Source organism: Bacillus sp. FJAT-26390 (assembly GCF_001682865.1).
Lineage (GTDB): Bacteria > Bacillota > Bacilli > Paenibacillales > Paenibacillaceae > Pristimantibacillus.
In genome coordinates this window covers 121684-134498 of sequence record NZ_MAQX01000033.1, presented here as the reverse complement: position 1 = coordinate 134498, position 12815 = coordinate 121684, and the positions used below count along the sequence as shown (strand labels likewise).

7 protein-coding genes are annotated in these 12815 nt (G+C 42.1%); all 7 read left to right on the top strand.

Translation table 11 applies throughout. The features are described from left to right. Positions 1-63: 63 nt before the first annotated feature. The 7 genes from A7975_RS24875 (at position 64) to A7975_RS24845 (ending at position 12747) form a co-directional block, all read left to right on the top strand. Positions 64-768: a WecB/TagA/CpsF family glycosyltransferase gene (locus A7975_RS24875; RefSeq protein ID WP_082198476.1), complete on the top strand. Its 705-nt coding sequence runs from the start codon at positions 64-66 to the stop codon at positions 766-768. A 103-nt stretch (positions 769-871) separates the two neighbouring features. After that, positions 872-2014, top strand: a complete 1143-nt coding sequence (locus A7975_RS24870; RefSeq protein ID WP_053373801.1) for a glycosyltransferase family 4 protein — start codon at positions 872-874, stop codon at positions 2012-2014. A gap of 259 nt (positions 2015-2273) precedes the next feature. After that, on the top strand, positions 2274-6383 hold the full coding sequence (locus A7975_RS24865) for an S-layer homology domain-containing protein (protein ID WP_065386940.1): 4110 nt from the start codon (positions 2274-2276) through the stop codon (positions 6381-6383). Positions 6384-6874: 491 nt separating this feature from the next. Further along, positions 6875-9496, top strand: coding sequence for an S-layer homology domain-containing protein (locus A7975_RS24860; protein WP_065386939.1), 2622 nt, complete (start codon positions 6875-6877; stop codon positions 9494-9496). 171 nt (positions 9497-9667) lie between these two features. Next, the gene (locus A7975_RS24855; protein ID WP_141680417.1) at positions 9668-11779 is read left to right on the top strand and encodes a hypothetical protein; all 2112 of its coding nucleotides are present in this window, start codon (positions 9668-9670) and stop codon (positions 11777-11779) included. A 90-nt stretch (positions 11780-11869) separates the two neighbouring features. Continuing rightward, positions 11870-12358, top strand: coding sequence for a hypothetical protein (locus tag A7975_RS24850; protein ID WP_255314540.1), 489 nt, complete (start codon positions 11870-11872; stop codon positions 12356-12358). Positions 12359-12471: 113 nt separating this feature from the next. Next, positions 12472-12747: an alpha/beta-type small acid-soluble spore protein gene (locus tag A7975_RS24845; RefSeq protein WP_053373805.1), complete on the top strand. Its 276-nt coding sequence runs from the start codon at positions 12472-12474 to the stop codon at positions 12745-12747. The last annotated feature ends 68 nt before the right edge of the window (positions 12748-12815 follow it).

Genomic DNA, 12815 nt, shown 5'->3' with positions numbered 1-12815 from the left:
TTCCTCTTGTCGAAACGTTTACCGACTGTGCCGATATACGGCATTCCGTTCTCGAAAGCCAGCATGGATGAGACGGTTGATTATTTAACAACAGCTATCGAAGAGAGACGCGTAACCCACGTCATTACAGCTAATCCAATCATGATCATGTCCGCGGTCGAGGATTCGAATTACAGCGCAATGATGCGCCGTGCGGACCTTATTGTCCCCGATGGCGCAGGCGTCGTATGGGCAGCTAAATATGTTGGCCATCCGGTAGCCGAGCGAGTGACGGGATTTGATCTTTTGCACCGGCTATTGCAGCAGGGCGAATCGCGCAAATGGAAAGCCTATCTGCTCGGGACTTCGCAGGAGGTTATTGAAGCGGCAGCCGAGAAGCTGCAGCTGCAGTATCCGCAGGTGCGGATCGTTGGCTACCGAAACGGATTTTTTGGACCGGAGCAGGACGAGGAAGTGGTAGCTGCGATCCGCGAGGCAGCGCCGGACTTATTGTTCGTTGCCCGAGGAGCAGATACGCAGGAGCCGTGGATTGTTAAGTTTAAGAAAAAACTAGACGTGCCTCTTATCATGGGCGTCGGCGGCAGCTTTGATGTTGTGTCTGGCAAACTGAAACGAGCCCCTGTTCTTTTCCAAAAACTTCGGCTGGAATGGTTTTATCGCTTGCTTCAAGAGCCAAAAAGATACAAAAGAATGCTTGTTTTGCCGAAATTCGTAGTGAAAGTGCTTCGCGACAAAGAAAACGTAACAAAACCTAGGCCTACACCGTGAAAATCTCGTTAAAACCATGAAAATTGGTTGAAAACGGAGTTGGAGTTTCTTTTTCAATCGGAGTATAATTCACTTCGGTAGAGAAAAAAGGGGAGTTGCACACATGCCGGTTGGCTTGCTGTATTCAATTGGGTTCATAATCGCTCTAGTACTTGCCATTGCGATGACGCCGCTTGTTAAGAAGTTCGCATTTAAAGTTGGCGCAATAGACAAACCAAACCACCGCAAGGTACATACGCGCATTATGCCGCGTCTTGGCGGTCTAGCTATTTATATTGCATTCGTAGGCGCATTTTTTATACTGTCGCCATTTATTCCGGAGGGACTGCTTCGCCCTCAAGATTCGAATATGATCAACGCGCTGCTAGTCGGCGGTACGATGATCATTATTTTAGGAGCATTCGACGACCGCTTCGAGCTGTCGGCAAAAGTTAAGCTTCTAGGCCAAGTCGCGGCAGCATGCGTTGTCGTGTTCGGCTTTAACGTAAAGATTGACCTGCTGAACATTCCGTTCGGCGAAACGATGCAGCCGATCGCCGGCTGGATCAGCATTCCGCTCACGATTCTATGGATCGTTGGCGTCACGAATGCGATTAACTTGATCGACGGCCTAGACGGGCTCGCTGCCGGAGTATCCGGCATTGCAATCGCAACGATCGTCGTGATGGCATCGCTGATGGGCTTCCAACCGGTTATCCTGCTAAGCACGCTGCTGCTTGGAGGAATCGTAGGGTTTCTCGTATTCAACTTCCATCCCGCAAAAATATTTATGGGCGACTCCGGCTCGCTGTTTCTCGGCTTTAGCCTAGCAACGCTTTCGATGCTTGGATTCAAGCAAGTGACGATCGTATCGTTTGTAACGCCGCTTCTTATTATCGGCGTACCGCTTTCGGATACCTTCTTCGCAATCGTTCGCCGCTGGGTGAACAAACGCCCGATTTTCGCACCGGATAAAGGCCACTTGCATCACAGGCTGCGCGACCTCGGCTTTAGCCACCGCCGCACCGTCTTGATCATATGGGGAGTTGCAGCGATATTCGGCGCTTTGGCTATCGTGCAATCGGCAGTCGTGCAATCAAGCGCTGCGAACTGGATCACCTTCGCCGTCATTTGCTTGCTGATGTTCTTCCTCCAAATCGGGGCAGAGGTAACCGGAATCGTAGACAAAACGCGCAGGCCGCTAATAAACTTTTTAAACCGAATGAGGCTTCGGCTCAAGGTTGATGCTGAATCCAGATCCAAATAATCAAGGGCTCTGACTCCGTAAGGGAATCAGGGCTCTTTTTTTTGTGCTAAATTGCTCATTTCACTAAAAAAATGGAAGCCAAAAACCGATAACTACAATACAGAACTTTTCTGCGGTCAGCGTATCTTGCTGCAATGCTCGAAAGCTGGCTAAAGAGGAAAAGGGAGGAAGGTTTATTCGGAAGCAAGTAGCACTGTCGTCTGTTCATCTCATACTCAAATACCCATGCTCGTCATATACATAAAGGAGGAACATTGTTTTGAAAAGAATACTTTCATTAGCGCTTACGCTGGCATTGTTGATTACATTGTTGCCGCCGTTCGGTAACTCTCAGCCAGCTATGGCTGCAGGCTCTTATTTTCTATTTTCCAACGAAAATGCATCAGCGGGAAGTGCACGCATTGTATCCAGTCAATCCGTAAGGCTCGAGGGTACGATTAACGGAGTTGTTGGTAATTCAATCAGCTACAATGTAAAACAAATTACTCTAAACGGAACTACAGAAAAAGAAACGAACACAACAGAAGAGATCACAACGGGCATCTCCACATCCAGTGGGGATAACAGCATCGTGATTTCTAACCTAACTCTCTTTCCTGGTCTAAATAAGATAACGTTCAAAGGAATCGCAGGCACATCTACGGTCAGCGAATCTATCTATATTGAGTATCGCAACAGTCCTATGCTTTATGATCTAAAAACGACGTTTGAGAACAAAGACTATGCAATGCCGGAAGATCAACCGACTATGCTTTATTCAACGGCGCCTGTTGTTATCCAAAACGGGGAGATCGTTATTTCTGGTAAAGCGCCAAATGCGCAGAAAATAACAGTAGTTATTAATGGTAGAAGCTACGAATTCAATGTCTCTAATTCTACTAGCGATAGCCGGTTTAGCACCTCTTTGCTGAGCATACAGAAGGGGATCAATACCATTGTTTTGAAAGTCCACAACAATGGTCAAGTGGTGGAAACAACACGCGAGGTTGCCTTCTATAACGGTGAAGTAACGTTTTATGATTTGAAGATGACAAGAAATACACAAACGGCTGCTTTGGAGCCGAATTTGAACTTCTCTTCTGACGCCATTACAGCTGACGCAATCCAAGTATCCGGCAATGTGATATTGCCGCTTCCTTTATATGATGTGACGGACATCGATGGTGACGGAGATAAAGCCGAAACCGTTACCGTATCCGCAGCTAATCTTGAAAAAATGTTAAGCATGGAACTGAAACAAGGAGCATCAGCAGCAACATCTGCAAGTCCGATTACCGGCTCAGTTACATTTACTCCAGGAACCATTGATAGCACAACTAAATTCATTACGGTATCCTACAAGTATAATTTACCTGCACTAGCGTATGACCAATCCAATCAAATTCGTTTTATTGCTCCCAATGCAAATACTCTTCAAGGCTCGGATTGGATACCATTTGTCGTACGTGATAGCGGGAAATCCTATATTTACGATATCAATTATTTGTCAGGCTACGATCATTCCATGATTACTCCTATAAATGCAGGAAGGCTTCAAGGATTGCAAGGTACAGATATTCCTAGTGACGGCGTCAATGTATATTCGATGCCAATGGGGGTAGAAGTATTGGTCGGCAATTATGGCAGCCTTACCAGCCCTTACGCTGACCTATTCACGATAAACGGGAAAAAACAAGCGGATACCGATTCCGGCTTTTCGCAAATTAACCATTCCGAAATTGTTTACCGTACGGTAAATAACCAACAAACGCCGTTTTTGCGGTTGTTTATTGAAATCAATAAGCTGCCAACATCCGGAACAAATTCAATCACTTTCAAGTTGAATAACGGCACAAGCGAAGTAAAAACAATCATTGCCAAATTATTGTATGGACCTTACGTGAAGTTCAATACTTTAGTTGAAGGAATGAAGGTTGATTACGATTCGGTAAGAGAGACAGATCCAACGATTTTGTTAAATAGATTGGGTATGTTTAGCGGACAATTATTTAATGTAGCCAATGAGTCGGAAGTTGTTTACAGTGGTGTGGGACAGTCTGTATTCCTCTACATTAATAATGTCGAGATTCCGCTCACTGCAGATGTAGTGAAAACAAAGTTTAAACCAACGGGCTCAGCAGCAACTATTTTTAATATCCTTAATAAAGCAGGGGAGAACACAGTTAAATTTGTTTTCCGCACGCAAAAAAATAACTATGAGAATACTTTTAAATTCAGTGTCGTACCGACGAACTTACCAGTCATCCCAGCTCCTGGAACTGATGGAGTGTATCCATATAGCGCGAATCTGCCGCAACCGCTGCCGAACGATGCGAATTTTCCAAAACAAGGAAGCATCTATACGACTAAAGAAGCTCGTTTGAATGTTTATGGCACATTTGATTTCGTTGACCTTGGAGGGGAAACTTCTTTTAGCAATGGTCATACGAATTTGGGAACAACTCAAGGTCAATACATTATTAGAATATCCTCACCGAACTGGAAATCAGATATAAAATGGGATCTGACGAAGGAATTTACGCCTACCAAAAAAGGGGTGCCATTGCCGGCTTATGCAACAGTTCCGTACAATAGCGGTTCTGGCCAAAACGTATCTAATGGAGATGCTAAAGTAGATTTCTTCTATGACGTAGAAGGTCAATACTTTTACTTTAAAATCATTAACCAAAAAATGCCTGAGGATGGAAGCTCTCAAGTATATTCGATGACCGTTTTCAATAGCGGCGAGGCAGGCCCTAGGGCAACCTATCGAATGGAGATTGATTCCACATCAATTCCATACTCCATTTTGGCACCGCTTGTTGAAAAGCGCACGACTAACCAGAATTTCGTCGAAGTCGTGATAGCTTCACCAGGAGCTGACACACTACTAATTGGCAAAGAAGTTGCCAAAAAAGTGAAATTCATTGACTATAGTCAAAGCACGCCGCAATTCATTGATGCTTTCAGCATCACGGTGAAGGATTTGAAACCGAATAAGGATACTGATATTAAATTCACCATTACGCGCGGACAGGATAAAATTAACGATTCCTTTAAAATGGTCTATCAGCCGGCAAATATTCCAGGCGCACAGTATCTTCAGAAGATGCAAAGCTCTCATAAAGTATTTGATGGCAACCTTGTCCTAGCATTTGCCAAGAACAGCAAGCTGGTACGTCCGTCATATAATTCTTCTACCAATTATTCGGGACAAGTTTATAACGGCAATGACATCTTGTTTGCTATTGCAAATCCAAATGATGGAATCGTTGACCGTCACGAATTCGAAAGCCAGCCGCCTAACTATTCAGCAAATAGCTTGGCTGAAGGCAACCTGCATATTGGATTTAGATTCCAAGATCAAGCCAGACAATTCATTAAGGCGAGCCCGCTATTTTGGATAGATGGCGGACAAGCGGATAATCCAGATCCAAGCTCACCTGCATTTGATCCTGTGACTACAGGAACAGACCCGTTCCCGTTTCCAAACATTGTAGGGAAAGCAACGGATAGTTTTGCTAAACGCTGGAATAAATTCGGACTTGAGCTAGCTCCAACCGCACCGGGTAAGCTTACGCTATCTTACGACAGCAATGTTTCGCAAAGCGCGGGTACAACAATAACGGTATTCCGCTTTGACCCTTACAATAGTACATGGGAAAATATTGGCGGTGTCGTAGATGAGAAGAAGCACACGATTACGGTTCCATTTACAAAATTCGGCTATTATGTTGCAGTTAAACTAACTCGTGGATATAACGATATTAATGACCACCCTTATGCTCGTGAGGCTATGGAGGCTATTTATTCAAAAGGCGTTATGAATGCTGTTGATCCGATTGGTGTTTTTGGTGCCGATCGTTATGTAACCCGCGGTGAATTCACGCGTATGATCATTCGCGCATTAGACATTCCTATGAATTATGGCGGGGCTATGCATTTCTCTTATTATCCAGAAACAATCACAAATGCAAGCAACGCAAATGCCATTTATGATTATCGTTATATCGAAACAGCGGCACGTGCAGGGTTTGTAAGGGGCACAAGACCAGGATTCTTCGATGAAGATATAGATTTATCCCGTCAAGATGCATCGGTTGTTTTGGCCAGGGCTCTGAACCTGAAGCTGGAGACAGATGCGAAAAAAGCAAAAGCAACGCTTGATAAAACGTTCAAAGATTCCGGTAACTTTGACTATTATTCAATACCAGCGGTCATCGCTATTCAGAAAAAAGGTTTTATCCAAGGATCCTTAATTGATCCAAGCAATCCAAAATCCGGATCTGTATTCGAACCCAAAGCAAAACTGCTTCGCAGCGACGCTGCCATAATAATGGCTAGAGTAATGGCTGATTTGAAGAAGCTGCCTAATATCTATAGCAAGTAAGAAGCCCTAACAGACCGGCATTCGAGCCGGTCTGTTTTTATCACTCTCAATAAAGAGAAACATTATCCATGGAAAAACTTTAGCATCGACGCTATCTATGAAAACAAGCTATACTTACAAAGTAATCTGTAAGGTATACAGATGGAGTACATAAGTGAGAAAAAAGACGAACGAAAAAAACTTTAAAAGTTTTTTTAAGATCATCGCAACTTTTCACTGTCGCGTGCGTTTAAATACATGACGTTGTAACAAACACATGATTTGATGCGCTAGACCTACTCTTGCTGGTAACAAATTGGAATGAATTCTCAACTTCCTCTTTACGGTACGGCGCGCCCATTGTATAATGTTATAGTGGTGCCGTGACTCTAGCATTGTTCTAGCTTTTTTTACAAGTTTCTACGACATGATTTTACAAATGGGTTTATCGTGATCGTAGACATCATTTATATCAAATCTATGCTCAACTCTGGAAAGGGGGTGAATCGGCTATGAGGGAAAAGAGCAATTCACTATTTAAACAAAACTCTCAACAACCGCATGTATTTAGAGGAGGAGAAATAAAGGTTATGAAGAAAAAAATAGCAGCATTTGTATTGGCGGCAGCGCTAGTACTTCCAACATCTCTTACAGCTTTTGCAGCAACACCGTCTGATGTTGTGGGCAAACCGCAACAATCAGCAATCGAAGAACTTTCCGCACTAGGAATCATCAAAGGTTATGAAGATGGTACTTTCAAGCCAGACAACAAAATTACTCGCGCAGAACTAGCGAAAATCGTTGTTGAAGCTACAGGAAGCGGCGGCGCTGCAACATTGATGCAATCCGTTAAATCCACTTTCAAAGACGTTAAAACAAACCAATGGTACACTGGCTACATCAACGTAGCTGCTACTAAAGGTTACATCCAAGGTTTCAACGGCAACTTCCGTCCAAGCGACAACATCAAGTTTGAAGAAGTTACAGCAATCTTGACTCGTGCACTTGGTTACAAAGATGCTAAGCTTCCTGGAGCATGGCCTTATAACGTACTAGTAAAAGCTGAAGACCTTGGTCTATTTAGCAAAGTAGAAATTACGCCTGGTACGCTTGCAACTCGTGCAATCGTTGCACAAATCACTTCTAACACATTGCAAAAAGAGCTAGTAGCTTACAATGCTGATGGCGATCAATACAATGTTGTAAAAGAAGGCAAAAACGTTATCTTGATTTCTAAACTAGGTTCCACAATTGATCGTGTACTTACTGCAGGTTCCCTTGATTCCAAAGGTCAAGTAGAACTTAACGACAAATGGGAGTCCACTGCTGCTAACTTCATCGTTACTGGCGGCAAAAAACTTTCCCAATTGATCGGCCGTGATGTTGTTGCTCTTCTTGACAAAAACGGTAAAGTTCTTGCTTTGACTGATGCTCAAGCATCTGAAAACACTGTAACTGGTACTTTGAATGCAGCTCCTACAGTTTCTGGCGCTGATGCAGGTAAAGTATTCGTTAAAGTGGGTAGCGATGTTAAATCTTACACAGTTAACACTGTTGCTTCGACTACTTATGGCGTAACTGATTTCTTCAAAAACGGTGACGTTGTTGCTGTTGAAAACCGTGGTACAATCGCAAGTGGCGCTACTGTTAATGTTTACCTTAACAAAGACGGTTCAGCTCGTGCAGTTGTAGCTAAAGAGTACAACCCAACAAACGCATTGTTCGTTTCTTACGTAGCTAAAACAGCTTCTTCTGACGCTCGTATCACTCACACTGGTGGTTTCAGCATCGTGAACGACAACACTGTTGTTACAATTAACGGTGAAGTTAAAGCGGTAACTGATCTTGCTGCTGATGACGTGCTTGAAGTTGCTCGTAACTCTAAATCTGTAGCAAGTGAAGTTAACGCTACTCGTAACGTTGTTACTGGTAAAGTAACTAACATTAGCCAAGTTAACTCTGACACTTTCTACACTGTAAACGGTGAGAAGTACAAAGCTATCGGTGTTACACTTGTTAACGGTGGCGAGTACAAATTGTTCTTGAACAAAGACAAAGCAATCGTTAAGTTCACGGTTGTAACTCCAGGTGCAGCTGATAACAACCTTGCTATCGTTCTTGGTTACACTAACGACGCAAAAGTTATCGTTGACGGAATTCTTGCAGATCGTGATGTTCTTAAATACTACTCCGTTAAAGAAGACAAAATCATTACAGTTAACCTTGATGTAGCTAAAAACTACACAGCTCAAATTGGTGAATTTGTAACTTTGACTTTTGACGGTTCTACAGTAACTGGTATCGACACATCTAAAAACGCTGGTAACATCGAAACTGCTGTTACTACTGTAGATGCTAAATCCGATACTTCTTTGACTCTTAAAAACGGTACTACAACTCGTAACTATGCAATTAACGGCAACACTGTAGTACTTGATGCAACTGGCGTTCTTAACGCTGGTAAAGTTAAATCCGATGCTAAAGTTGTTAAGGGCGATATCGCTAAAGTAACTAAAGCTGACGTTGCATTTGTTGTAACTGATGCTAGTGGTTATAACGCTACTTACATCGTTCTTATCAAAGATCTTGAAGCTGCTGAAAATGCACTTCCAACAGTAGCTGGTAAATTTGTAAGTGTAAGCAAAAACACTGCTGATACAGTGTCTGGATCCACTTACTCAGTAACGTTGAATGTTAACGGAACTGACAAAGAAATCGCTATCCAAGGTGTTGTATACGACGCATTGAATGGCAAAAAAGCTGACAACAACGTAATCGTTAAACTTTACGACAAAGATAACGGTGACGGTACAACAGCTTCCACTAAATACGATGGCGTAACTGTTGTTTATGAAAAAACAGCTACTGCTAACAATAACTTCACTGCTGCTAACTTGAACTACAACACATTTGAAGTTAGTGGTTTGACTGGAAGCTATGCACTGTCTGCTAACTCCGTTGTATATGTAATCGACAAAGACAACAATGTTGTTCTTGGTTCGATCGCAGACGTAGTTGCTGCTCAACTTGCTGGTGATGCTGGCGATAACGCTTATAACGTATTCGTAGCTGACACAGAGAAATTCCTTGGTAACAACAAAGAAGTTTCCGTTCTTGTTATCAAAAAAGGCTAATAACTCCTCGGAGTAATTAGTGCAAGACAAAAATCGGGTTCTCGAATTTCGAGAACCCGATTTTTTTGTTCATATTCCATACATATTTTAGTGATATAATTAAAAAGCACGAAACTTATTGGTTAGAGTATGCGTCTATAAAGTTGTACATAATTATGAAGCGGAGTGATCATGATGCAGAGAGTTATTCGCAAGCAAAAGAAAAGGAGTATAGGTGTACTAGCCCTATTGCTGGTTTTCTCTTTGTTGATTTCAGCGGGCGCACAAGCTGCTGTTGCAGCAAATGCAAGTACAAGCAAACAGGTATATATAAATAAGCAATCCTATGTACAATTGGATAGCGCTAATCTTATGCCTAGCAGCAAAGGGAATACAGCCAGTTTCACTTTAACTTTTTACAATGGTGGTACTACTTCTATTAATTTAGTGGATTACTGGGCAAGATTATCATCAACAAGCGGTAATAAATATAACTTAGCACTTATTGAAACAGACAAAACAAAGAAGAAAGTACAGCCTAAATCTACCGTTACCTTAACTTATTACGGTGAAGTACCAAACAATATTAAGCTTACTAACCTGATTTTGAGAGTGATCAAATTTGACTTCTCGGTAGCAGGTTATGAGACAAATGTCGCTTCTTTTAATTTTCCTGCTAATTATTCGACAGCTGTTAAAGTAAATGGTTATAAAGCTGTTAAAATTAGCAACAACTTGGTAAACGTACGTGTTGATAAATCAACCGTTTCCGTTGGCGGCGAAAATAAAGTCGTTAATATCGAGCTGCTCATGAGAAATACAAACAATTTTAGTCTTACTGTTCCCAATTTCAATTTCTATTTGCAAACGAAAACAGGAGCGCTTTATCCTTTGAAGCTGTCTTCGGCTACTTCTCAGGAAGTTGTTCTCCGGCCATTGATCTTGGAAAGGCTGAAACTTTCAGTAGAGTTGCCGACTAAGATTGATACAACGGATATGAATATCGTAGTAGCACAATCTGTAGGAGAAGCTGCAGCGAGCATTAATATCGGCTTGGCTCAATTCAAGCTGCAAGTAAAACAACCAACTACAACTGTTGGCTCAAACCATTACGAATATATTAATGGAGATTATGTATACGATTATACAATCAGCTCCATTCAGAAGTATGCATGGGCATCTGATGACAATATCATTGGTAAATTGACAATAACGAACAAAGGCGCTAAAACAGCTCCAATTCCGAAAATTGATGGCGTATTTTACGTAGACAACAGTGCAGAGGTAACAACTAAAGAGCTTCCTTTGACTACACAGCTATCGATTCCAGCTAAACAATCAGTAACGCTGTATTATTATGGTTCCGTAGCTAGTTCCATTAAAGTAAGCAATCTTAAATTCAAGCTGTTTAAAACAGAAGGAGAAACAAAAACAGAGCTTGCATCGTTAATTACGAAAGATGCAGTTAATCCTTCTACAATTGCAGTGGGTTCAACCTACAACATTAACGACAATGGAGAAAAAATGTCGGCGACTGTAACAGACGTACGACTATTCCAAGGCGAATACAAAAACACCTATGCCATTTATATGGATTTCTCTAATCTTCAGGACAGAGCTAAATTAACTTCTAATTGGGCAGGTTACTTGCAGTCAGCTACCGGCACCATTTTTGATACGAAAATGATTAAAACAACGAATTTGATCAACCCTAGTAAAAAAGAGCAAGTCATTATTACAGCTGAAGTGCCAAAGGATATTGATTTGAATAATGCGAGCTTGATGCTTGGATTAGCATATAATGAAAAAGGATTAATCGCCGGCGAGGGAGCCGCACTTGGTTACTTCAATGCTGCGAAATTTGCTTTGCCTGTACAAAAAGAGATTTCAAACAATTTCAACGATATTCATGTTGGTCCATATACCATTAATATTAAGTCGCTTGTTGCTTATTTAGATGGCAAATCTCTTGATGTGGATATCTCTTCACAAATTGAGCGCAATCTTGCCTACGATGGATACAGCAGCAAGAAATTAACGCTTGCTTTTGAAGATGAATCGACAAATACAACGGTTTACTCAACTCCATTAGAGATTGATACAACTACTGCTGGCGCAAAATACAGTTTGAAAACGGGAAGCAACTATACCGAAATAAATGAAGATTTAACAAGAGTCTCAAGCTCTGTTACTTTGAATATTTATGAGGAGCTTAACGGATCGAAATCTAAAATTGTTTCGAAAAAGATCCAGTGGTCTGCATTCACAAACTGGGCGGATGCAAATGTGAGTCCAGTTTCGTAATAAAAACCATAAAAAGTCTAGACTTATACAATAAACATCGGATATCTTTAACAAAGGATATCCGATGTTTTTCTGAAAGGAGCAATTATTTTGAAGAAACTAGCAGTACGCTTATCAGTAGCAGCGCTATTAGTGATGCTTGGAGTATGGCTTGGCATTTTGCGTCCTAACTCATTGGAAGCAGAGTCCAATGCACTCACACCAGGCTCCGTAGAAGATCCAGTGGTCACCAAAAGTTATGTGGACGAGCAGCTTGCAAAATTGGGCGGTGGCACCCCTGGCGGCGGTACTACGCCAGTTGCAGAGTCAGCGTTAGAAGTAGTAACTGTTCCCGCTGGGAAGACGTTAATGGCTGGACAAGGCACTGAGGTCATTGTACGCGTAGGCAAAGCCATTGCATATAGCTCTGACGCCAGCGGTATTGCCGATCTTACAGGCGGTACTGATTTGACGAAAGGCAAAGCTGTTCCTACGAACCATTTGTTATTGTTCCCGCGTGAAGGTCGAGGCATCCTTCCTGATCCAAATCAGAAGAACGGTCTTACTGTATTGGTAAAAGGAAGCTATACATTGCAATAATATGGTTAGATGCTCTACATTTTACCCGAACTGACAATAGATTATACGCTTCAAAAATGATGGATCAACGCACAATACATATGTGTTTTACATTCATTTGGAGGTGTCATTTTATGAGTCGTTCGAATAAAGTGGTAGTGCAACAAAGTAAAGCAGCGCTTAATCAATTGAAGTATGAAATCGCAGCAGAATTTGGATTAACTTCAGGAGCCTATGCAGGCACTGGTGCAGATACTGAATTTGCCGGCGAGCTTGGAGCGTCCTCTGGAGGCACAGGAGGTCAAAGCGTGCATTGGTCAGCCTTGTCTACACGGCAAGCTGGCTCAGTGGGTGGAGAGATTACAAAAAGGTTGATCGCACAAGCAGAATCGGTGCTTGGTGGTTACTAACATATTGTGTAAATCCCGACTTCCATTGACACAATGCGACATTTTAGGTATCATACTGTCTTAGAAGA

Excerpts from the sequence above, each read along its gene's own strand:
- A7975_RS24845 (WP_053373805.1), top strand. The coding sequence starts at position 12,472 with ATGAGTCGTTCGAATAAAGTGGTAGTGCAACAAAGTAAAGCAGCGCTT.
- A7975_RS24855 (WP_141680417.1), top strand. The coding sequence starts at position 9,668 with ATGATGCAGAGAGTTATTCGCAAGCAAAAGAAAAGGAGTATAGGTGTA.
- A7975_RS24870 (WP_053373801.1), top strand. The coding sequence starts at position 872 with ATGCCGGTTGGCTTGCTGTATTCAATTGGGTTCATAATCGCTCTAGTA.
- A7975_RS24875 (WP_082198476.1), top strand. The coding sequence starts at position 64 with ATGGATGAGACGGTTGATTATTTAACAACAGCTATCGAAGAGAGACGC.
- A7975_RS24860 (WP_065386939.1), top strand. The coding sequence starts at position 6,875 with ATGAGGGAAAAGAGCAATTCACTATTTAAACAAAACTCTCAACAACCG.